The following is a 24,010-nucleotide window of genomic DNA, read 5'->3' on the forward strand; positions in this document are numbered from 1 at the left end:
AAATTGAATTAAAAAAAAGGACTCAATTGAGTCCTTTTTTTATGGCTATTAACTGCGTACGATATTTAAGAAATGTAAATGACGTTCGTACTGATCAATAATATCCTGAATCAAATCTTCCTGAGTCCAGTCCATTACATCATAGTTTTGTCCGCCTTCTCTCAAAAATACCTCAGCTTGAAAATACTGACCGTCTTCTGCTTCTGTACGACCAATTAAAAAACTTGGAGGTACTGTTTCACGTGAAACAACTTTATAAATAAAATTAATTTCATGATGATGATCGACTCGAAGCTGCATACCATCTTCCACTTCACTAATCGACACCTCAAGATGGCGGCGTCTAAACTCATGCTGAATATTTTCAAAAGCACGTGAAACCTGCTTTTCAATATATTGCTTCACCTCTTCTTCACTATGAGGATAATGCATGATTAAACCAAGACGCTGCTGCCAGCTTCTAGGGTTATGAATGGCGCGTGGTGTAATGCGAGCCTCTTGAATTGCTATCATTTTAGTGACGTCAAGATGCAAGGCTTTTATTAGGCCCCAACTCATTAACAGCATGACTACGGTAAAAGGCAACGCACTCATAATGATTGAAGACTGAAGCGCCGCAAGACCGCCCACCAAGAGTAAAATAATAGCCAGCACCGCCATAAGCACTGTCCAGAACAGACGCTGCCAAGTAGGTGAATTTTCTGTTTTTGCTGTTAAGTAGTCAGTAACCAATGCCCCTGAGTCAGCAGAAGTTACAAAGAATAAAACCACCAAAATAGTCGCCAGAATATTCATGACACCTGACCATGGCAAGTGTCCTAAAAACTCAAATAGAGCAACTGACGAGTCTTGCTGAACAGCCTGAATCAAAGTGGTTTGATGTTCATGGATAATGCTAAATAACGCAGCATTTCCTAAAAAGCCCATCCAGATAATGGTAAAGCCTGTTGGAATGAGGAGTACCCCGACAATAAATTCTCGAATGGTACGACCACGTGAAACCCTTGCGATAAACATACCTACAAATGGCGACCAAGAAATCCACCAAGCCCAATATAAAATAGTCCATCCCCCAATCCATCCATTCGGCTGATAAGCATATAAATTGAATGTCATGGTAAAAAGGTTAGAGATATACTGCCCAGTGTTTTGAATAGTGGTCTGAAGTAAATAAATACTAGGGCCAGCGATAAAAACGAATACTAATAATATTAAAGCTAATACTAAGTTTAACTCTGATAAACGTTTGACCCCTTTATCTAGTCCTAAGAACACAGATAATGAAGCGAGAATACTCACAAAAATAATGAGTAAAACCTGAGTAGTGGTGCTTTGCTCAATACCAAATAGATAATGTAAACCAGAGTTAATTTGGGTAACACCAAATCCGAGAGAAGTCGCTACACCAAAGACTGTACCAATGGTCGCAAATATATCGATGCTGTCGCCCCACGGTCCATAAATCTTTTTACCAATCAGTGGATACAGTGCTGAACGGGTTTTTAGCGGTAAATTATGCCGATAAGCAAAATAAGCTAATGCTAAACCGACCACGGCGTAAATTGCCCATGCATGTAAGCCCCAGTGGAAAAAGGTTACACGTAAAGCTTGTTGTGCTGCTTCAATTGTCTGCGGCTCACCGCTTGGTGGGTTGACATAGTGCATGACAGGTTCAGCCACACCAAAGAACATTAAGCCAATACCCATACCCGCAGTAAACAACATGGCAAACCATGATCCGTTACTATATTCGGGCTGGCTATGGTCAGGACCTAATTTAATACGTCCAATCGCAGAACAGGCAATATAAATGAGTAGGATAAGAAAGAAGGCAACCGATAAGACATAGAACCAACTAAAAGAATCAGTGATCCACTGCTTTAACTGTTGCGTGAGAAGTTCAAAAGAACTCGGAGCGATCACAACAACTGCTAAGAACAAAGCAATAATAATGACCGTACCCAAAAAGACATTGGGATTAACATTTGCGAACCAACTCGCTTGTTTGGAAGGCATAAATCCTCCATGTTATTTTAATGAAAATGACAGGCTTAAAGCCAATAAAGACATTCAGGAATGAACAAAGTTATATCTTTCAATAGAGAAAGCCGATAATACTTTAAATAAACTTAAATAATATTGCAGTTACAAAGGTGTAAATAAATTAAAACACCTCCTTCTTTATTTATCAGAATTCTTTTTAGGCGTGTGCTTGATATATTGTAAAGCGATTAAACGCGTGACTATTAGGGCTAAATACATCACTCCACAAAACATCTGTAACATCGCTAAAACACGTGCTGGTGGACTAAGGGGCATTAAGTCAGACAGTCCCGTAGCTGACTGCAAACTAAAGCTTAAAAACAGTAAATCTAACCAAGTTTGTAAGTGATGGATGTGGTTTGGATTTTGAAAGCTATTAGGAATGAGTAACTGACAAATGTTATATAAAAATGCAAATCCCCAAGCCAGCAAGGTAAAAACTGCGGCAGCTGCAAACAACTCATCGCGGGTTAAATATCGGTCAGCAAACATATAGCGAAATAAACCATAAGCAGCCGAAAAGTAAGCTAAGGCTTCACAGCTATGGGCAAAAATCTGGATGGTTAAATTGCTATAGCCTAATAAAATAAAGACCGAAGCTATAATTGCCCCACTGACAAATGCGAGTCCCAGAAAAGTGAACATGGGTGTTTGGCGAATAACTTTAGCAATAATGAGTAATGCAAGTACCCCTAGCGCCCAAGTTAAGGTCCTGTAAGCCTCATTATCAAAAGTCAGCATAGCCAGAATAAGTAAAATGAATTGCACCAACAGCAGCCATGCAGAAGGCAACAATCGAAAGCTCGACCAGAATTCAATGATAGATCGCATTTAATTATTTTCCATTTTTTCATTATGTTTTGGATTATAGAAAATCATACTGTACAAAAAATAGGATAAACAAGTTGTTCTTTATTAAGGAGCTTCTTTCAATACATTTTATGAGATAAATAAAAAAAGCCCCGTAGGGCTTTTTTGAGATGTTCAAGTGGTTGTGATTTTAGTGGTCTGATGCACCAGAAGCACCAATACCTGTCATTGAACGAACATATTGAGCATCGAAAGAAGCACGTTCTTTTTTCGCACGTGCTGAGCTGTCAGTTACCGAGAAGAACCAGCAGCAAAGGAACGACAAAGGCATTGCAAATAATGCAGGACCATTGAACGGGTTAATTGGGGTATCAGAGATTTTTAAAGTATCTACCCATACTGCTTTAGACAGAATAATGAGTACAACCGCTGTTACAAGACCAACTACGCCACCAATGACCGCACCACGAGTTGTTAAACCTTTCCAGAACATTGAAAGAACAAGAATTGGGAAGTTTGCACAACACGCTACAGAGAATGCTAAACCTACCATGAATGCTACGTTTTGCTTTTCAAACAAAATACCTAAAATCATGGCAAAGATTGCTAAACCAAGCGTCGCGATTTTTGACATGCGAAGCTCTGAAGCTGGCGTGGTTTGACCTTTTTTAAATACGTTAGCGTATAAATCGTGTGAGATTGCAGATGCACCTGAAAGTGTTAAACCAGCAACAACAGCAAGGATCGTTGCGAACGCTACTGCTGAAATGAAGCCCATGAATAAGTCACCGCCTAAAGCGTCACTTAAATGCACGGCTGCCATATTGTTACCACCAACAAGCTCAAGTTTGCCGGTCATTGCCATTTTCGCAACATCAAGGAATTGCGGGTTGTTTGATACGAAAAGGATCGCACCGAAACCAATAATGAAAGTTAAAAGATAGAAGTAACCAATAAAGCCTGTTGCAACGACAACCGATTTACGAGCTTCTTTTGCGTCTTTTACCGTGAAGAAACGCATAAGAATGTGTGGAAGACCTGCTGTACCAAACATGAGTGCCAAGCCAAGAGATAAGGCATCAATCGGGTTTGCGGCAAGTTTACCTGGTCCCATAATTTTTGCAGCATCTTCAAAGCTTACATCATGAACTTTACTGAACACTTCAATTGATTGGGTGAACATATTACTAAAGCTGAAACCAACCGCTTTCATCACCATAAAGGCCATGAAAGTTGCACCACTTAATAACATCACTGCTTTAATGATTTGTACCCATGTGGTTGCTAGCATTCCGCCGAAAATAACGTATGCCATCATGAGCAAGCCGACAATCACAACTGCAATGTTATAGTTCAAACCAAATAATAGTTTGATGAGCTGACCTGCCCCTACCATTTGTGCAATCAAATAGAACGCGACTACAACAAGCGAGCTGAAAGCAGCTAAAGTACGAACTGGTTTTTCTTCAAGACGGAATGACACTACGTCTGAAAGGTTATATTTACCAAGGTTACGTAAGCGTTCTGCCACTAAGAATAAAACGATTGGCCAACCAACCATGAACCCGAGTGAATAGAGCAAGCCGTCAAAACCTGAGCTAAACACCATTGCAGAAATACCAAGGAATGACGCTGCTGACATATAGTCACCCGCAATCGCCAAACCGTTTTGGAAACCACTGATCCCACCACCAGCAGTATAGAAGTCTTGCGCTGATTGAGTTTGTTTAGCCGCCCATTTGGTAATAAACAAGGTAAAGCCAACAAAGATGATAAACATGATAATGGCATGCCAGTTGGTGGCTTGCTGTTCTGCTTCACCTAAGTCCGGGCTTGCCATAGCAACAGTTGAATATAGCGATGCTGCTGCCAATAAGGCTTTCGCTTTGAATGAATTCCATTTCATATTAGTGTAGTCCTTTCTCATGCGTGATGGCTTCAACTTCCTTCAACGCTTCTTCACTCAATTGGTCAAGGGTATTATTTGCGATATAGGAATACACACCACAAAGTAGGAAAGATAAAACAATAATTCCTAAACCTAGCGGGATCCCCCATGTCGTTACACCACCACTAAAGGAACTCATCAAAAATTCTTTGTTGTAGCCCACAAGTAGCATAAAGCCCACATAAAGCACTAACATGATGATTGTGAGCGTCCAGCTTAATGCACTTTTTTTCTTGACCATTTTTTGAAACTTTGGATTACGTAGAATCTGTTCTACTTGGCTTTGATCCATAACCAAACTCCTTACATAGTGCCCAACCTTGGTCACTTTTTTTTAATGTATTTTTTCATTATTAAAGTTAGCAAGATTCCAGCTCAGTCGTAACTTAGACTTTGGTCGTTAAAATTTAATCAATTTATAGCTTTGTTTCGGCTTGGGTTATGATAGGCATAAGGTTTCACTTATGTAGGTCATATGAACAGCTGGCTGATTATTGGGGTGCTCACTCTTTATATTGCGCTTTTATTTGTCTGTGCTTTTTTTGGTGAGAAGCATGCCAGTCGTCTTAGCACGCGTGGCCGTATGTTTTTATTTAGCTTAACTTTAGGTGTCTATTGTTCCTCTTGGACATTCTATGGGGCAACTGGGGCTGCCGTACGTGAAGGCGTTATCTTCTTACCTATTTATTTAGGTCCACTGTTATTTGTCTGGTTTGGTTATGATATCTGGCGGCGTCTAGGTCGAGTTCGTCAGCATCATGCGATTTCGTCAATCGCTGACTTTGTCGCGGCACGCTATGGTAAAAGTGGTGTACTCGCATCGTTGGTGACTATTCTTGCAGTTATTGCGATTATCCCCTACCTCGCGTTACAGCTGCGTGCGATTGCTTTAAGTACCTCGGTCATTATGGAGCAAAGCTCGCATATTCATACGACGACTAACAGCGTGTTATTGCTCACCAGTGTGCTTGCGATTTTAGCCATGATTTTTGGTACAAGGCAGATTGCAAACACGGAGCAACACGGCGGCCTCATGCTTGCGGTTGCATTTGAGTCATTTGTGAAGTTATTTGCCTTACTTTGTGTCGCTTTATTTTTTATTTTTGAATCACCGGCCAACCTGAGCCAAATGACCTCTGATGTAAACCAGACTTTTCAGGAAGTTCAGCTCTTTGGTGTACCCGAAACTTTCTGGATTCAAACATTATTGGCGGGCTTAGCCATTATTTGCTTACCACGTCAGTTCCACGTGGCTGTGGTCGAACTCCGCGATGAGAAGCATATTCGCGGTGCCCGTAAATGGTTCGCGGTTTATCTCATTTTAACTATTCTTGCCATTATTCCGATTGCAAGCTGGGCTTTACATGCCGCACCGAAGTTTCTGACCGTGCCTGATGTGGCTGTGCTGTCATTGCCTTTAAGTTATAACCAAGAGTGGCTGGCATTACTGGCCTTTTTAGGCGGGTTCTCTGCATCAACAGGTATGTTACTGGTGTCATCAGTAGCATTGTCTATTATGCTCAGTAACGACTTGATTATGCCTGCTCTATGGCGATTTAAGTTGCTGTCACGTCACGATAAGCATTTACCTAAAGTTCTTAAATTTAGCCGCCGTATCAGTATTGTTGCAGTGATGCTACTTGGCTTTTTATTCTTCCATTTCTTTAATGACATTAACCAACTTTCAGTTTTCGGCTTATTGGCCTTTAGTGCTGTAGCACAGTTTGCACCTGCACTGATTGGTGGTTTGTATTGGCGTGGCGGAAGCCGTCAAGGCGTCTATGCAGGACTTATTATTGGATTTTTAATGTGGAGTTATACATTACTATTTCCAACTATATTGCGTAGCTTGCCTGAAGCCTATCAGGAAACTGCTCAAAGTATTTTACTTTTCGGTCCTTTCGGCATTAATGCCCTACGCCCGGAATCTTTATTTGGTTTTGAGTCATTTGCACCTTTAACTCACGGTGTTATTTGGTCACTCGGCTTAAATATTGTTTTATATATCTGGATTTCAAAAATTTATCGGCCAAGCGTCGCTGAACAAATTCAGGCAGAAAGCTTCTTCTACTATGAAACTAAGCCTTTACCATCACCGCACACCTCTACTGATTTAACCTATCTTCCTCATGATGCGGCCCGCTTAAAAGTGGGTGATTTATTTGCCCTAGCCAAAAGAATTACGGGTGAGCAACCCACTACGCAAGCGTTCGAAAATTTTTGTGAGCAAAATCACCTCACCCTCAACCCAAATAGTATTGCCAATGGCATGTGGTGGCGTTTTACCGAGCAATATCTGGCCGGTATTATCGGTGCCGCTTCTGCACGTACGTTGCTCACAACAGCAATGATTAATAACGGCCTCGCTTTAGGGCAAGTGGCTAATATTTTAGACCAAGCATCGCAGTGGCAACGTTTTAATCAGAACCTTCTTATGACCATGATTGACCACATGACCCAAGGGGTAAGCGTAGTTGATAAAAATATGTGTTTGGTCGCATGGAACAACCAATATTTAAAACTGTTTGGTTACCCAAAAGACCTCGTTTATGTGGGCTGCCCAATTGCCGACCTCATTCGTTATAACGCCGAACGCGGTGAATGTGGTCCCGGTTCAGTTGAAGAACATGTACGTAAACGCCTTCACTGGATGAAAGTGGGAAGTGCTCACGAATTTGAACGTATTCGTAAAGATGGCCGTGTAATTCAAATGCGAGGAAATCCAATCGCAGGTGGAGGCTTTGTAACGACATTTGCCGATATTACGGCCTTCCGTGCGAACGAAGCCGTGCTTGAAGCCCGCGTAAAAGATAGAACACAACAGCTTGCCGATGCCTTAACTGAACAACAGCTTGCACGTGAACAAGCTGATATGGCCAATATGTCAAAAAGTCGATTTATTGCCGCGGCAAGTCACGATCTATTACAGCCTATGCATGCTGCTCGTCTGTTTAGTACTGTTCTTGAGCAAAGTATTTCGACCGAAGAAGACCGCCAGACCCTACAACAACTTGACCGAGCACTCTATGGAGCAGAAAGTATGCTCTCTGCCCTACTCGATATTGCACGTTTGGAAGGCGGCACCATACAACCAAAGAGACAACCTTATCCGTTGCATGATTTACTCAGTGATCTTGAGTTGCAGTTTAAATCGATCGCTGCTCAGCGAAATATCTCACTGAAAGTCCACGATGTGTCTTTCTGGATTGATACCGACCCGCAGTGGATTCGTCGTATCATTCAGAACTTTGTCAGTAATGCTTTGCGTTATACCGCCAAAGGTCGAGTGGTGGTGGGTGTACTCCGCTCTGCGCAGCAGTCTGGACATATTCGTATTGGGGTTTGGGATACTGGACCAGGGATTGCCGAAGAACAACGGATTAAGCTATTCCAAGAGTTTGAGCGCTGTGGGCATTTATCACCTTGGGGTGAACAAGGTTTAGGGCTAGGACTTGCCATCGTACAACGTATGACAGGTTTGCTAAATTACCCTGTTCATGTTTACTCAGAGTTGGGCAAAGGCTCATGCTTTATGATTGAAGTGCCTATTGTCGAGCCGCCAAAAGTTGCAACACCAGCTGTACAAGCCGTACCTTTAAAAACTAAAGCCTACCGTATTTTGTGCCTAGACAATGATGAAACTATTCTTGAAGGAATGAGTAGTTTATTAGGAAGATGGGGTTATCAAGTTTTCAAAGCGACTGAACCTGAACAGGCGCTAGAAATTATTCAAAAAGAGAATATTCAGGTTTGGCTCATTGACCAGCATTTAAACCACAATCAACTTGGGGTTGATTTTATTACTCAAAATCGTCAAGAAGATGTTCCTGTTGCCTTAATTACAGCGGACTCGCACCCAGAGTTACCGCAGCAATTAAAAGAACTGAATATTGTTTTACTCAAAAAACCGTTAAAACCTGCTTCATTAAGAGCATGGTTATCTGGGCTTAAAATTGCCAGCACGACAGACTAATCATTTATCGCTTCCCAACCTTTAATAATTTTGGGGAGCGGTTCTTGGCAAAAATGTTTGACTGAATTTAAGCCAATAGGCAGAACTGCTCAAAAAGTCTACTTTTACTCAGTAAATCATTGACCAAAATTTCCAATGCCTTTTTTTCTATGGCAAAGCCCACCTTTTTTGTAAGTGAACACTTGTATACTTAGTTACAATTTAATAAATCATTGTTTTTATAATAGATTATCTACAAAAAATCACCTTATACGACTTTAGTCGTATTCTACTTGCATTCTTCATGACACATAAATATTCAAAACGAATTTTTAAATTGTATAACGAATTATCAAATCGATTTCCAATCTATATAGCTTCACTGCTCTAGAATGAATGCAAAGGATAACTGCCATGAATATTTCTGATAACACCCCACAAGGACAACTCTCGTCTCAACAATTTTATCGTCAATACAGTGCCAATGCCCTACTTCCTGAGTTAGATTGGCAAAGTATTTTTCCGCATAGCAAGCTGAGCGAAGCACATATCAAAGCACTCAATACTATTTATCAGTGTGCTGTACCTCTCGCACTCAATGTATTTCATGATCTAAATTTTGATGTATTTGCGCCTGCTGCTTATCATCCGCAAGGCTTGGGTTTATTTGATAAATTAGCCCAGCAAGAAGAGAACTTCTTAAAAGTTCTTACTGCTGAAAGTGAAAACCTTGACCATGAAACACGCCATCAAATCTGGAGTATGCTTCTACGCGGTGGTGCTGTTCTGGTTTTCAAGGCTTGGCTTGGTCATGTCAAACTTGGAGAAAACCAGTTAGATATGACTCAATTCGATGAGCTTTCTGACTTGCTGTTTATTAAGACACCTCCACATCAACTTGCTGAACGTTTGCATGTAGATGAAAAAGCAAAACTTGACCATATCTTCTTAATGTATGGCAATGATATTTTCCTTGATCGGTTCAATAGCCTAGAAACCGCAGCTCTCTTTGTTGATTTAGGTGTTTATGATGCGGCTTTCTTAAGCTTGCGTGATGACCGCGTGGCTGAATATTTAAAAAGCAAAGGCTATGTGACCCAAGAACAAATTGATGATTTGCAATGTGCGCTTAACCCACTGTACTGCGACAGCCTAACACCTAAGCAAGATTGCCTTGCCTAAGTGGAATATATAAAAAAGACCTCAATTGAGGTCTTTTTTATTTTAGATTTTTTTATCTTCAATATTTAATGCACTAATTGCCAATACAGCCTGTGTACGATTTTGTACGCCTAGTTTTCTAAAAATAGCCGTTACATGCGCTTTAATGGTAGCCTCTGAAACATCGAGTTCATAAGCAATTTGTTTATTTAATAAACCTTCTGCAACCATCATCAAAACTCGGAATTGCTGAGGCGTTAACGACTGAATACGTTCAGCTAAAGCAGTTTCATCTGCCGCTCTCGGGTCAAGATTAATATTCGATGGCAAGTTTGGCGGCAACCAGATTTCCCCATCTAACACTTGACGGATTGCTTCGCCAATATGACTTGGATGAGCCGATTTAGGAATATAACCCATTGCACCATGCGCAATTGCACGTTGAATAATTGACGCTTCTTCGTGTGCAGAAACCACAATAATAGGAATAGATGGATATTGTGCTCTTACATAGACCAGAGCCGAAAAGCCTGAAGCACCCGGTAAGTTTAAATCGAGTAATACCAGATCAGGTTCTGCCCCATTTTCCAAACGCTCATAAAACTCATCAACCGAAGCTGTTTCATGAATTTGTGCCTGCGGCAGGCTATAACGTACTGCTTGAATCAAAGCATGACGAAACAAAGGATGATCATCAACGATTAAAATATTCATAAGCGATTAAAGTAATCTTGAGCATAAGTATGGCCTATTGTAACCCTACTATTTAGATGAAAGATATGCTCATCTTATCCATTTTTATGCAAAATGTTGTTAAATACAGACCTTTGCTCCGATTTGCAGATGTTTTTTACCTTTTAATCAAAATTAATCTGTTTTTTATATAAGCTTTATTTTTATTCTAAAAAATATATCATCAATAATTATATAAAATAAAAACAGTTATTTAACTCGCTATTTAATGATAAAAATCAACTATTCGGGTTTTATATTTAAAACTGATAAGGTTGACCAATTTCGTTATTTTACAGTTCGCCAGCATTGTTGATTAATAAGTCCAATCTTCTTTTTTAGGCTTAGGAACCAAATCATGACTGGTATCGCATCATCAAAACCCTTAAATATTGTTGCTGTTTCTGGTGGTTTGAATACGCCATCTAAAACCGAAAGTCTGGTTCAGGCCATTCTTGATGAGTTATCTGAAGCAATTGATATTAAAGTTCACTTTATTAAATTGAGTGAAATCGGGCCCTTATTAGGCGGCGCATTTTATCGCAACCAGCTTCCACAGCGCGTACAAGATGACCTTGCAGCGGTTGAAGCAGCAGATGCCTTAATTGTTGGTACGCCTGTTTACCGTGCTTCTTTTACAGGCCTTTTCAAACACTTTTTTGACTTCGTTGAACAAACTGCATTAGTAGATGTACCTGTACTTTTAGCTGCATCAGGTGGTAGTGATCGTCATGCACTCGTACTTGAACATCAGCTTCGCCCATTGTTTAGCTTCTTTCAGGCACAAACTTTACCAATTGGCGTATACGCAACAGATCGCGACTTTACTCCTGAATATACGGTGAAAAGTGAACAGTTATCTGACCGTATTACGCTAGCCGTAGCGCGTGCATTGCCAATTTTAGAATGGGCGCCAGCGAAAGGTAAACGTGCTGAAGTGGTTAAACCTAAATCTCAGCAAGCGAATCAAGAGCTCGGTATTAACAAGCAAATTGAGCAAGAAGAAGTATTGCCTTCAGCAGCTGTACCAAATCTCGATGCAGCAGAATCTCGTTTGCATCATAAGTCCGGTAAATCATTAACGCATGTTGCCTAAGCGCAATATAGCTAAATAAAAATAACGAATGGGGAGAGAGCACCATGACGCAATTACAACAACCAATTAAATTTGCTTATTGGGTACCAAATGTAAGCGGTGGCCTTGTCGTAAGTAACATCGAACAGCGTACAGACTGGAGTTATGACTACAATGTTCGACTTGCACAGGCAGCCGAAGACAATGGTTTTGAATATGCGCTCACCCAAATTCGTTTTACGGCAGGGTACGGGGCAGAAAACCAGCATGAATCTGTGAGTTTCAGTCATGCATTACTTGCAAAAACTGAGAAACTTAAAGTGATTGCGGCTATTCTGCCCGGCCCTTGGAAACCGGCACTTGCAGCTAAACAACTCGCAACGATTGATTATCTAACTCAAGGTCGTATTGCCATTAATGTGGTAAGTGGCTGGTTCAGAGGTGAGTTTGATGCTATTGGCGAAGAATGGCCTGAGCATGATGAGCGTTATGTTCGCTCTGAAGAGTTTATTCGCACGCTAAAAGGAATCTGGACCACAGATAACTATAGTTTCGATGGTAAGTATTACCAATTCCAGAACTACACACTTAAGCCAAAACCTCTGCAAAAACCACATATTGAAGTCTTTCAAGGTGGTAGTTCACGTGCCGCACGTGACATGGCCTCTCGTGTGTCTGACTGGTATTTTACCAACGGTAATACTGTCGAAGAAATTCAAAAACAGGTCGAAGACATTCGTAATAAAGCGAAAGCCAATAACCATCAAGTTAAAATTGGAGTGAACGCTTTCATTATTGCTCGAGATACCGAAGAAGAAGCAAAAGCAGTACTTCAAGAAATTATTGATAAAGCCAACACTGAAGCAGTAAATGCGTTTGGCGATGCAACTCGTGAAGCGGGTGCCGCTTCACCAGAACAAGAAGGCAACTGGGCAAAATCAACTTTTGAAGATTTAGTTCAATATAACGATGGCTTTAAAACCAATTTAATTGGTACACCTCAGCAAATTGCAGAGCGGATTGTGGCGCTTAAAAATGTAGGTGTCGACTTGATTCTTTCAGGTTTCTTACACTTTATTGAAGAGGTGGAATACTTTGGTGAAAAAGTTCTGCCGCTCGTTCGTCAGTTAGAACTACAACAGGAAAAGGAGGTAGAAATTCAAGCTAAATCAGCCTAAAACCTCCAGTTAAAACAGCGCAAGACAATAAAAACAATAAATAAAAATAAAGACATATTGGCTCCAAGACTCGGCTTGGAGCTTTTATTTTTTAAGCTTTCTCTACTTCTCGAATAACAGTTTCAACTGAGTAACGACACCATTTTGAGAGGACTTCAATAAAAGCATTGAGTTCTGCTGGTTCGAAATGACTAACGATCATATAACAAGCATTACCCATAACCTTAAAGCACTCATCGATTTGTTCATATTGCTTTACTAAATTTTCAATTTCTTCAAAGGAGCGCTGTTCATTTAAATGCAAATGAATGAATTGTTTATGCCTGTATTGCACGGCAATGGTGTAATTTTTAATAACGCCTGCATCCATTAACTGAGCAATTCGCGCTCCTACTGCCTGTCCTGTCCGATGAACACGCTGCCCAATTTCTTTATTTGTTAAGCGAGAATCTTGCTTAAGCAATGCAATAATTTTTAGATCAATAGGGTCTAATTCAATATTCATTTTTCATAACGAAAGAAAACTGGCGATAGTGCTTTCATAGGACTATAGCCGATTTTGCGGGCAGAGAATAACCTTGTTTTATCTTATACCAACAAGAGTATTCTCATGAAACAAGCACTATTAGTTATCGATGTACAAAATGATTATTTTAAAAATGGCAAAATGGAATTGGTTGGACCAGATCAAGCGCTCGATAAAATAAAACAGCTCGAGCAATATTTTAATGAAAAAGGTTTACCGATTATTTATGTGCAACATATTAACCCGCCACAAGCCAGCTTCTTTCAAGAAAATACTGAAGGTGTGTTACTTCATCCAGAACTTAGTGCTGGCAGTAATTCATTAATCGTGACAAAGCATTATCCAAACAGTTTTTTAGAAACCAATTTAAAAGAACTTTTAAAAGCACATCAAATTGAACAACTCGTGATCACAGGCATGATGACACATATTTGTATTGATTCTGGCACACGTGCAGCCAAAGAGTTAGGTTATCAACCCATCTTAATTGGAGATGCCACTGCGACCCGTGATTTAAGCCATAACGGAAAAACTGTTAAAGCCGAAGATGTACAAACTGCTTTTTTAGCTGCTCTTGGTATGTTTGCAAGCGTACAAAATACTGCTGAATTTCTAGCAAAATCTTAAACAGGCTTAATAAAAAAGCCCCTATCGGGGCTTTTTTATTAAAACGTTATTTTTGTCTATCAGGATAAACTGTCGCAATCAGTTGATCCACCACAGCAGGTTCAGCTAGGGTTGATGTATCGCCCAAACTATCCAGTTCATTCGCTGCAATTTTTCTTAAAATACGGCGCATGATTTTACCCGAACGGGTTTTAGGTAATGCTGGCGCCCAGTGCAGTGCATCTGGTGAAGCTACTGGTCCAAGTACTTTACGTACCCAGCTAATTAACTCTTTTCGCAGTTCTTCCGATTCCGGAACCCCCGCCTGCAGGGTCACAAAAGTACAAATACCCTGCCCTTTAATATCATGCGGCATACCCACAACAGCAGCCTCTGCCACCGATTCATGCGATACAAGAGCACTTTCAATTTCAGCCGTACCTAGACGGTGGCCTGAAACGTTTAAGACATCGTCAACACGACCCGTGATCCAGTAATAGCCATCTTCATCACGGCGGGCGCCATCACCTGTAAAATAAGTATTTTTAAAGGTCGAGAAGTAAGCTTCAATAAAGCGATCTGAGTCACCCCAAATGGTACGCATCTGGCCCGGCCATGAATCTTTAATCACAAGGTTACCTTCGGCAGCGCCTTCTAGTTCATTGCCTTCACCATCGACAATCGCTGGTTGAATACCAAATAAAGGACGCGTTGCCGAACCGGGTTTTAAAGCTGTTGCCCCCGGTAATGGCGCAATCAAAATACCACCTGTTTCGGTTTGCCACCATGTATCAACAATTGGACAGCGGCCTTCACCAACAACGTTGTAATACCAGTTCCAAGCCTCAGGGTTAATAGGTTCACCCACTGAACCTAACAAACGCAAGCTACTGCGGTTACTTTCACGTACATACGAATCACCCTCTCGCATCATGGCACGAATCGCGGTTGGCGCTGTATATAAAATAGAGACTTTATGTTTATCGACCACATGACCAAGACGTGCCCATGTTGGATACTGAGGCACACCTTCGAACATTAAGGTCGTCGTACCATTTGCTAGTGGTCCATAGATTAGATAACTATGGCCTGTAATCCAGCCGACATCAGCGGTACACCAGTACACATCATCTTGTTTTAAATCAAAAACTTCTTTAAAGGTACTCGCTACGTACACCAGATAACCACCTGTAGTATGTAACACTCCTTTAGGTTTCCCCGTCGAGCCAGAGGTATAAAGAATAAATAAAGGGTCTTCGGCCTTCATTGGTTCTGGAGGACAGTTTGCATCCACCTCCATAATAATAAGGTGATACCACAAATCACGACCCGGTTTCATCTCGATTGGGTTTGCATTACGGTAAACTACAATCACATTTTCAACGCACTCTGTGCCTGGCAATGCTAATGCCAAATCAACATTTTCTTTAAGTGGTAACAACTTACCGGCACGTAGGCTTGAGTCAGCCGTAATCACAAGTTTAGCTTGGCTATCTTCAATACGACTCGCCAACGAGTCTGGTGAGAAACCACCAAATACCACGCAGTGCACCGCACCAATACGGGCACAGGCTAACATGGCAATTGCAGCCTCAGTCACCATTGGCATATACAGCACAACGCGGTCACCTTTACCAATGCCATATTTCTTTAAAACGTTGGCGAAACGGCAGACTTCGTCATGTAATTCTTTATAAGAAACGATTTTATGACGAGAAGGATGGTCACCTTCCCAAATAATTGCAGGTTTGTGAGGGTGTTCTTTAAGATGCCTGTCCAAGCAGTTTGCTGATACGTTCAACTCACCATCAGCAAACCATTCAATCTTGAAATTGTCTTTGTCAAAACTAGTATTTTTAACTTGGGTAAATGGCTTTATCCAATCGACAATTTTAGCTTGCTCTGCCCAGAATTCATCTGGGTTCTCGATAGAGTGTTGATAACGTTTAAAGTAGTCTGCTTCAACAGTACGAGCAGTTTTTTTAAATTCCTCTGGTACTGGATAGATCTCATTCATACGCAACTTCCTTGATCTTGTGCATCCCATCTCGAGACTGTGGCTATTATTTTACTGGATCTTATTTGTTTGCCTTTTCAGTATGATGACTCTTTCAAAGCCTAGACAATGCGACTTTGGTCATATATTAATCACTTACTCAAGCATACGAAATTGTGAACATTTTTATAAAATTAAGTTGATTTAAAACATTTGTCTATAGCTTTTACTTTTATAATTTTTTTAAGTTTTGATGGTTTTGACCATCAACAAAGTTTATTTTAGCTTTTAGAAGCAGTGCAGGAATAAAATAAGATGTTTGCCGAAACCCCCTCTTCACGTCCACCTCAACTCCCGTTTAAAGACAGCCCTTTTTCAATTCATGGCCGCTTTAACCGAATGAGTTATTTGGGTGGATATGGCCTGATTTATTTAGTCACAATCGTGGGCTATTTTATACTGGCTTCGTTTCTTGGAAGTTTTCAGCTTTCAAGTGATCTATTTAATTTTGAATTTTACAGCTCTCTCTCCGGTATAAGTGCTTTAATGGTCTGGGCTTTCTGGCTATTTCTGATCTATCTCAACATTATTCTGGTCGTTCGACGCCTACATGATTTAAATAAAAGTGGCTGGATGGGACTACTGTTATTTATTCCAGTCGTTCAGTTCTTTTTTATGCTTTATTTACTGCTTGCTTCTGGTACAGCGGGCACTAATCAATATGGTCCCGTTCGGCCTTCAACGTTTATAGAAAAACTGATGGCTTGGCTTATTTTAATCGCTATTTTAATTAGCCTTATTTCTACAGCAGGCTTTTTCTACTACTTCTCTGGTACCGATACTATTCAAACCCCGACACAAATCTTACAAAAAGGAACGGAATACTTTTAATTAAAAAACACTTTATTATTTAGATGAACTCATTATAGTAGGCGCACATTTTATCTCCTACTATGATGGAAGCTGAAAAGGCTTTCTGAATTTATTCAATTAGAGACTTGTCGTGGCTGATGAACAAAAATCCTTAACGGATGTTGCAAAAAATACAGGCGAACTTTTGCAAGAAGCAGGTACTAAAACCACTCAAACAGTTTTAGCGCATACCGAGAAATACCATGATGCCTATACCACTATCGACAAAATCGTAGATAGTTTTTGGGAACGTGTACCTTATATCTGCATTGCGATTGTTGTTTTTCTTATTTTTTGGCTACTGACCAAATTATTTAAGTTCTTTGTTCGTAAGACCTTAGAAAATCGCTCTTATACTCGTCAAAATCTAGTTTTAGTTTTAAACCGTGTCGGTAGTACAGCGATCTTATTCTTTGGTTTCTTAATAGCTCTCGTCATTATGATTCCGGGGTTCACACCAGGCCAGCTTATGAGTGCGCTAGGTATCGGTTCGGTCGCCATTGGTTTTGCATTTAAAGATATTTTCCAAAACCTGCTTTCAGGTATTTTGATTTTATTGAGCGAGCCATTCCGTATTGGCGATTCAATTGTGGTGAATTCACTTGAAGGAACTGTAGAAGACATCCAGATCCGTGCAACCTTCCTACGCTCACCGGATGGTCGCCGTATTGTTATTCCAAATGCAACGGTTTATACAAGTGCCTTAACTGTTAATACTGCTTATCAACAACGACGCTGTGAGTTTGTAGTCGGAATTGGCTATGATGATGATGAGCAAAAAGCAAAACAGATTATTTTAGATATTCTCAATAATGATCGAAATGTACTGAGTCAACCTGCGTTTTCAGTTAACGTCACAGCTTTAGCAGATTTCTCGGTTAACCTGACTGTACGCTGGTGGGTTGATACCACTGAAACTGATATCTCTTCATCTATTAGTAATATTCAAGCTCAAGTAAAACAAGCTTTCAATGAAAATGATATTGATATTCCTTACCCAATTCAGGAATTAAAAATGGTATCTAATCCACCAGCTTTAAACCCTGAAACATCAGCTAAACAAACGACCTAAAATATAAGAAATAGACGTTTCGGTTCTTAAAATACGGTTGCCTAAGTTCATAGCTTGGCAGCCGTTTTTTATGAGCAAATCTACTTCGTAAGGAATAAATCCCCCTTCCGGTCCGACCACTACACTACAAGCATGGCTAATATTAATTGGCATACGCTGCTCAGCATAAGGATGAGCCACATAGGCAGGTGTTTCCTGCGTAATTAAACTTGGCAAGACGTCTTCAACGAAAGGTTTAAAGCGTTTATAGAGTTGAATTTCAGGAACAATTGTATCGCCTGCTTGCTCAAGTCCCAGCGTAACGTAGTTGTCTATTTGCTGTAAAAAGGGAGTTTGCCAATAGCTTTTATCAACACGATAACTATGAATCAAGCTTATCTTTTCAACCCCTAAAGTCACACTGTCCATAATTAGACGGCGTAAAACTTTAGGTCTTGGTAAAGCTACAATTAAATGAACCGGAAGTTTTGCTGGTAGTAGTTCTTCACGAATAGGCCGTATACGGACTTCATGCTCATTCATCGAAACAATTTCAGTGATATAACGAGCGCCGTTGCGAATACCAACTTTTAGATTCTGGCCGACTGTAATATCAAGATGTTCACGCAAATGTTGTAATTGACGTTTTGAATGGATAGACCATGTATCCGACTGAACATCTTCAGGCTCTAGTAAAACAATATTCATGATTTTTCGGCCAGATAGCGATTAATCACCCCGATATGTTTTTGTAAGGAACCTTGATTACGTTGCAACACTTTATGCGCCTGTACCACTAACTGTTCAGTCGCCTCAGGTTCTGCCAGACATGCTAACCAGATATCAACAACCTGCTGTGCATCTTGAGCAATAAGCACAGCATTTTCATCAATGAACTCATCGACAATCGTTTGAAAGTTAAAATAACGCGGTCCAACTACAGTAGGTACATTTAAAACCATAGGTTCTAAAATATTATGCCCACCACCCGGTTCATTTAAAGAACCGCCTACAAAACACACCTGACTTAAGGCATACCATAACCAGAGCTCACCCATACTGTCAGCGAGATAAACTTGCGTGCTGGCATGAATACTTTGGCCCATACTTCTACGATGCGTAATTAAATTTAAATTTTGGCAAATTTCAAATACTTCATCGAAACGTTCAGGATGACGAGGCACCACAATACACACCAACTCACGATCTGAATTTAAATAAGGTGCGAGCGCTTCCAAAATTTGTTGTTCTTCGGGTGCATGTGTACTGGCAATCGTCACAACCTGCCGATTTTCCAGATACCACTGCTGATGCAATTGGGCTGCTTGTTTAATAAAAGCCTCTGGTGCATGAATATCAAATTTAATATTACCAACGACCTGACTTTTGTGTTCGTCTAAACCCAGCTCAACATAACGCTGACGAGTTGCACTATCTTGCGCTAATACCCAGTCCAGCTGTTTTAACATACCTGCGGTTAAACCCGAGACTTTGCCATATCCTTTTGCAGATTTTTCTGACAACCGAGCATTAAGCAGCAAACAAGGTACATGCTGTAACTTGGCTTGATCGATTAAATTTGGCCAGAGTTCAGTTTCAACCAGTGCTAAAAGCTTTGGCTGATATAACTCAAAAAATTTTTTTAAAAGTGGCTTCTGGTCTACAGGCAAATAAACTGCTTGAAATAAATCTAAATAAGGTTCTTTTAGAAAAAGTGACTTGGCACGAGCCTGACCTGTTTTCGTGGTATTGGTCACTAAGACTGGCTGCCCAAGTTTTAGATAATATTCAATTAAAGGCTGTGCAGCATTGGTTTCCCCGACTGAAACAGCATGAAACCAGATCGCTTTTACATTCTTCGGTGCTTCAAACGGCCCAAATCTTTCCAGACATTCCTGCTGATATAATTCTAAACTTTCTGCACGTCTTTTTATCCGCCAACGATAAAACGGTTTTAATAAATGAAGTGCGGTGTTGTACCAAAATGGGGTCGCCAAGCGGTTTGCCTCAAATAGTCAAAATTCAAAAACTGCGGAAAATATAACATAGATAAAAAAAATGGCAGAGTTTCGATACCTAAACTCTACCATATACAAGAAAAGTCATTTACTGAACTCACAACAGAGCAAGTTCAGCACATATTAAATTTAAATAATATTATGAACTTATGAAGCTTCTAAAGCCGGATAGTCTGTATATCCTTCAGCGCCTTTAGCATATAAAGTTGTTGGTTGAAGTTCATTTAAAGGTAAGCCTTGTTCTAAACGCTGTAAAAGATCTGGGTTAGCGATATATGCTTTACCAAAAGATACAGCATCTGCTTGACCTTCACGCAAGATACGTTTTGCTGACTCTGGTGTCAGATTTTCATTGGCAATCCATACACCATTAAATTTTTTACGTAATTGTGGGCTAATACTATCAGCTGCTTCATATTCACGAGAGAAAATGAAAGCCACATTACGTTGGCTAAGTTGTTCAACCACATAACCAAATGTCGCTAGCGGGTTTTCATCACCCATATCATGCGAGTCGCCACGCGGTGCAATATGCACACCTACTCGGCCAGCGCCCCACACTTCAATAAAGGCATCAACTACTTCTAATAACAAGCGAGCGCGGTTTTCAACCGGACCACCATACTCATCATCACGCTGGTTAGTATTACTTTGAAGGAACTGGTCAATTAAATAACCATTTGCTGCATGTAGCTCAACGCCATCAAAACCTGCTGCTTTAGCCAATTCAGCTGAATGTTTATATTGAGCAACAATTTCCTGAATTTCTTCAATTGAAAGCGCACGTGGCGTTACATATGGACGTTTAGGGCGTAATAAACTTACTTCACCCGCAGGTTGAATCGCACTCGGTGCAACAGGAATATCGCCATCTAACAGCTCTGGATGTGAAATACGACCCACATGCCACAGTTGAACTACAATTTTTGAACCTTGAGCATGAACTGCTTCAATAATCTTATTCCATGCTTGTGCTTGCTCTTGTGACCACAGTCCCGGAGTATCTGCATAACCTACGGTTTTTGAACCAATCACTGTTGCTTCAGTGAGAATGAGACCAGCATTTGCACGTTGCTGATAATATTCCACCATTAAATCGTTTGGAACACGGCTTTCGCCACTACGCGCACGTGTTAATGGGGCCATTACCAGTCGATTTTTAATTTCAAAATCACCAACTGTTAAGGGAGTATTGAGTTCAGCCATGATCGCCTCGACTTACACTTTATTTGTTTTAAAGTGTTTGTTTTAAATGTTCGATATATTGCTGAATCAAAGCTTCGTTACGTGAAAAATAAGACCATTGTCCATATTTTTGGACCTGAATGAGACCCGCCTGCTGTAATACAGACAAATGATTGGACATCGTAGACTGAGCTACTTTACCCAAACGTTCAATATGACCTGCGCAAACCCCTTTTTCAAAACTACCACCACACTCTTCTACCGGTAAATAATGCTCCGGTTCTTTTAACCATTGCAGAATCTGCCGACGCAGAGGATTGGCTAGGGCTTTGCTAATTGCATCAATATCCATAGGCTCAACACGTCTTGTAAACGAACAAAGCTTTGTTCAGCATTTCGAAAACATAATATCGTATTTTGACGATATTCATATCTATTTTTTTCGATATTCATATCGTATTTTTCCGATTAACTTCCAAACACTGAACTGCTTTGCCGTTTTAATCGCTAAAAATTTAAGAGTTATAGAGAATTAAAAGTTCCAAAGACTCTTATAACCCCTGTTTTAAACTCGCTTCAATAAAACGATCAAGGTCACCATCAAGAACCGCACCAGTATTTGAATTTTCAACACCCGTACGTAAATCCTTGATTCGAGAGTCATCAAGTACATAAGAACGAATTTGGCTACCCCAACCAATATCAGACTTCGAGTCTTCAAGTGCTTGAGCAGCTTCATTACGTTTTTGCATTTCTAATTCATACAATTTTGCACGTAACTGTTTCCATGCATGATCACGGTTCGCATGCTGTGAACGTTGGTTCTGACATGCCACAACAATACCAGTCGGAATATGCGTCAAACGTACTGCCGAATCGGTTTTGTTAATGTGCTGCCCACCTGCACCAGATGCACGGTAAGTATCAGTACGAACATCTGAAGGATTAATATCAATTTCGATATTGTCATCAACTTCTGGAGAAATAAATACCGCAGAGAAAGAAGTATGACGACGGTTACCACTGTCAAATGGTGATTTACGTACTAAACGGTGTACACCAGATTCTGTACGTAACCAACCATACGCATATTCACCTTCAACACGAATCGTTGCAGATTTGATACCTGCGACGTCACCGTCAGACACTTCCATAAGTTCTGCTTTAAAACCATGACGTTCAATCCAGCGCATATACATACGTAATAGCATTGAAGCCCAATCTTGTGCTTCTGTACCACCTGAACCCGCCTGAATCTCGACATAGCAAGGATTCGGGTCCATTGGATTGCTAAACATACGGCGGAATTCAAGTTTTGCTAATTCTTCTTCAGCAGTACTCAGTTCAGACTGAACATCTTCAAGCAAGCTTTCATCATCAGCTTCTACAGCCAAATCCAACATTGCTTTTGCATCTTCAAGCTGTGTAGATAAGCCATCTAATACATTAATAACGTTTTCTAGTTCGCCCTTTTCTTTCGCCATTGCCTGAGCACGGTTTTGATCATTCCAGATCGCAGGGTCTTCTAACTCACGTAAAACTTCTTCTAAACGTTCTTTTTTTAGATCGTAGTCAAAGATACCCCCGTAGTGTTTGGCTACGATCAGTTAAGTCTTTCAATTGGTTTAGATAAGGATTAATTTCCACGCGAGTGTTCCCATAAAAGCAGATAAACAGTCAAATATTTTATCATAGCTACGGTTATCTTCGAACCTGCTTTAATCGCTAACTCTTATTTCAATGAATAAGTTTGCTAATTTTCTTTCAGTAGATTTTAAGCTTAACTCGTAACATCCCCATACAAAATTGGGTACTTTTCCAGCATTTTTAAGTTTCTACACAAAATCTCCTCATTTTTAATAAAATAAAACATTGTTTTTTTATTATTTAAAATCAATATATTAAATTAAATATAGTTACATAAAAAGCACATGGTTACAGTCCAGTTACTTGGACAAGATTGACGGTGAATGATTTTGCTCTAGACTGAAAGTTGTAACAAAACATTTATAAAATCGTTTTTAGAGGGGAGAGATTCCATGAAAAAACTAGCAATTGCATCAGCTCTTTTATCTGCTCTTGCAGTAAGTGGCGCAGCAAACGCTTACCAAGCTGAAGTTGGTGGTTCTTACAATTATCTTGATCCAGATAACGGCAGCAGCGTAAGCAAATTCGGTGTTGATGGGACTTATTATTTCAACCCTGTTCAAACACGTAATGCACCGCTTGCAGAAGCAGCATTCTTAAACCGTGCAAGTAACGTTAACGCACATGTTAACTATGGCGATAACAGCGGCACAAAAGACACTCAATATGGCGTAGGCGTTGAGTACTTCGTTCCTAACTCTGACTTTTACCTTAGCGGTGATGTAGGCAGAAACGAACGTGAAATCGACAACACTAATATCGACAGTAAAGTGACTACTTATGCTGCAGAAGTAGGTTATTTACCAGCTCCTGGTTTATTACTTGCTCTAGGTGTTAAAGGTTACGACGAGAAAGACGGTAAAGACGGTGCAGATCCTACCGTTCGTGCTAAGTATGTAACCCAAGTTGGTCAACATGACGTAAACCTTGAAGCTTATGGTGCGTTTGGTGACCTTGACGAATATAAAGTTCGTGGTGACTACTACATCGATAAAACTTTAAGTTTAGGTGTGGACTACTACAACAACGACTTAACTGATAAAGATGAGTTTGGTATCAATGCTAAAAAATTCTTAAATCAGCAAGTAAGTGTTGAAGGTCGTGTTGGATTCGGTGATAACGACAACACTTATGGTGTTCGTGCAGCATACCGCTTCTAATCTAACCTAG

Annotated in this window: 20 protein-coding genes; 8 read left to right on the forward strand and 12 right to left on the reverse strand. The window is 40.3% G+C overall.

The window, feature by feature from the left end:
- Window positions 1–48 precede the first annotated feature (48 nt).
- From NQ782_RS06570 to NQ782_RS06585, 4 genes are all read right to left on the reverse strand, one after another.
- Window positions 49–2,016, reverse strand: a complete 1,968-nt coding sequence (locus NQ782_RS06570; protein ID WP_001139472.1) for a choline BCCT transporter BetT — start codon at window positions 2,014–2,016, stop codon at window positions 49–51.
- 165 nt (window positions 2,017–2,181) lie between these two features.
- Complete coding sequence (locus NQ782_RS06575) at window positions 2,182–2,874, reverse strand: ion channel (protein ID WP_001256565.1); 693 nt, start codon at window positions 2,872–2,874, stop codon at window positions 2,182–2,184.
- Window positions 2,875–3,043: 169 nt separating this feature from the next.
- Window positions 3,044–4,759: a cation acetate symporter gene (locus tag NQ782_RS06580; RefSeq protein ID WP_000871878.1), complete on the reverse strand. Its 1,716-nt coding sequence runs from the start codon at window positions 4,757–4,759 to the stop codon at window positions 3,044–3,046.
- Window position 4,760: 1 nt separating this feature from the next.
- The gene (locus tag NQ782_RS06585) at window positions 4,761–5,093 is read right to left on the reverse strand and encodes a DUF485 domain-containing protein (RefSeq protein WP_000372818.1); all 333 of its coding nucleotides are present in this window, start codon (window positions 5,091–5,093) and stop codon (window positions 4,761–4,763) included.
- A gap of 183 nt (window positions 5,094–5,276) precedes the next feature.
- Here NQ782_RS06585 and NQ782_RS06590 point away from each other — a divergent pair, with 183 nt between their 5' ends.
- Window positions 5,277–8,774: a PAS domain-containing hybrid sensor histidine kinase/response regulator gene (locus tag NQ782_RS06590; RefSeq protein ID WP_001089744.1), complete on the forward strand. Its 3,498-nt coding sequence runs from the start codon at window positions 5,277–5,279 to the stop codon at window positions 8,772–8,774.
- 393 nt (window positions 8,775–9,167) lie between these two features.
- The gene (locus NQ782_RS06595) at window positions 9,168–9,935 is read left to right on the forward strand and encodes a hypothetical protein (RefSeq protein ID WP_001026735.1); all 768 of its coding nucleotides are present in this window, start codon (window positions 9,168–9,170) and stop codon (window positions 9,933–9,935) included.
- 42 nt (window positions 9,936–9,977) lie between these two features.
- Here NQ782_RS06595 and NQ782_RS06600 read toward each other — a convergent pair whose 3' ends face one another.
- On the reverse strand, window positions 9,978–10,628 hold the full coding sequence (locus NQ782_RS06600; RefSeq protein ID WP_001023261.1) for a response regulator transcription factor: 651 nt from the start codon (window positions 10,626–10,628) through the stop codon (window positions 9,978–9,980).
- A 376-nt stretch (window positions 10,629–11,004) separates the two neighbouring features.
- Between NQ782_RS06600 and msuE the strand changes: the two genes are divergently transcribed.
- A complete protein-coding gene (msuE, locus tag NQ782_RS06605) occupies window positions 11,005–11,742 on the forward strand; it encodes an FMN reductase (protein ID WP_000145704.1) in 738 nt (245 codons plus the stop codon).
- A gap of 44 nt (window positions 11,743–11,786) precedes the next feature.
- Complete coding sequence (sfnG, locus tag NQ782_RS06610) at window positions 11,787–12,899, forward strand: dimethylsulfone monooxygenase SfnG (protein WP_057093275.1); 1,113 nt, start codon at window positions 11,787–11,789, stop codon at window positions 12,897–12,899.
- Between the two features lie 91 nt (window positions 12,900–12,990).
- Here the strand turns inward: sfnG and NQ782_RS06615 are convergent, their stop codons facing one another.
- Window positions 12,991–13,404, reverse strand: coding sequence for an Lrp/AsnC family transcriptional regulator (locus NQ782_RS06615; protein ID WP_001019415.1), 414 nt, complete (start codon window positions 13,402–13,404; stop codon window positions 12,991–12,993).
- Window positions 13,405–13,509: 105 nt separating this feature from the next.
- Between NQ782_RS06615 and NQ782_RS06620 the strand changes: the two genes are divergently transcribed.
- Window positions 13,510–14,052: a cysteine hydrolase family protein gene (locus tag NQ782_RS06620; RefSeq protein WP_000806374.1), complete on the forward strand. Its 543-nt coding sequence runs from the start codon at window positions 13,510–13,512 to the stop codon at window positions 14,050–14,052.
- 46 nt (window positions 14,053–14,098) lie between these two features.
- Here the strand turns inward: NQ782_RS06620 and acs are convergent, their stop codons facing one another.
- Complete coding sequence (gene acs, locus NQ782_RS06625; RefSeq protein ID WP_086231073.1) at window positions 14,099–16,048, reverse strand: acetate--CoA ligase; 1,950 nt, start codon at window positions 16,046–16,048, stop codon at window positions 14,099–14,101.
- Window positions 16,049–16,342: 294 nt separating this feature from the next.
- Here acs and NQ782_RS06630 point away from each other — a divergent pair, with 294 nt between their 5' ends.
- Window positions 16,343–16,918, forward strand: coding sequence for a DUF805 domain-containing protein (locus NQ782_RS06630; protein ID WP_000457175.1), 576 nt, complete (start codon window positions 16,343–16,345; stop codon window positions 16,916–16,918).
- A 112-nt stretch (window positions 16,919–17,030) separates the two neighbouring features.
- The gene (locus NQ782_RS06635; RefSeq protein ID WP_000752853.1) at window positions 17,031–18,011 is read left to right on the forward strand and encodes a mechanosensitive ion channel family protein; all 981 of its coding nucleotides are present in this window, start codon (window positions 17,031–17,033) and stop codon (window positions 18,009–18,011) included.
- On the opposite strand, the gene NQ782_RS06640 is transcribed toward NQ782_RS06635, so the two are convergent.
- From NQ782_RS06640 to prfB, 5 genes are all read right to left on the reverse strand, one after another.
- Window positions 17,991–18,698: a 16S rRNA (uracil(1498)-N(3))-methyltransferase gene (locus NQ782_RS06640; protein ID WP_057093277.1), complete on the reverse strand. Its 708-nt coding sequence runs from the start codon at window positions 18,696–18,698 to the stop codon at window positions 17,991–17,993. The two genes, NQ782_RS06635 and NQ782_RS06640, sit on opposite strands and share 21 nt — an antisense overlap.
- Window positions 18,695–19,987: a 3-deoxy-D-manno-octulosonic acid transferase gene (locus tag NQ782_RS06645; protein WP_000224845.1), complete on the reverse strand. Its 1,293-nt coding sequence runs from the start codon at window positions 19,985–19,987 to the stop codon at window positions 18,695–18,697. Before NQ782_RS06645 ends, NQ782_RS06640 begins: the two co-directional genes overlap by 4 nt.
- Window positions 19,988–20,155: 168 nt before the next feature.
- Window positions 20,156–21,214, reverse strand: a complete 1,059-nt coding sequence (locus NQ782_RS06650; protein ID WP_000819048.1) for an alkene reductase — start codon at window positions 21,212–21,214, stop codon at window positions 20,156–20,158.
- Window positions 21,215–21,242: 28 nt separating this feature from the next.
- On the reverse strand, window positions 21,243–21,545 hold the full coding sequence (locus NQ782_RS06655; RefSeq protein ID WP_000350419.1) for a helix-turn-helix transcriptional regulator: 303 nt from the start codon (window positions 21,543–21,545) through the stop codon (window positions 21,243–21,245).
- Window positions 21,546–21,744: 199 nt separating this feature from the next.
- A protein-coding gene (gene prfB, locus NQ782_RS06660) for a peptide chain release factor 2 (protein ID WP_096640204.1) occupies window positions 21,745–22,840 on the reverse strand; the annotation gives its coding sequence in 2 pieces (ribosomal slippage) (window positions 21,745–22,767 and window positions 22,769–22,840; 1,095 coding nt in all).
- Between the two features lie 392 nt (window positions 22,841–23,232).
- Between prfB and NQ782_RS06665 the strand changes: the two genes are divergently transcribed.
- Window positions 23,233–24,000, forward strand: coding sequence for a putative porin (locus NQ782_RS06665; RefSeq protein WP_000731728.1), 768 nt, complete (start codon window positions 23,233–23,235; stop codon window positions 23,998–24,000).
- The last annotated feature ends 10 nt before the right edge of the window (window positions 24,001–24,010 follow it).

This window comes from Acinetobacter sp. BD54 (assembly GCF_044778325.1).
GTDB classification, from domain to species: domain Bacteria; phylum Pseudomonadota; class Gammaproteobacteria; order Pseudomonadales; family Moraxellaceae; genus Acinetobacter; species Acinetobacter baumannii.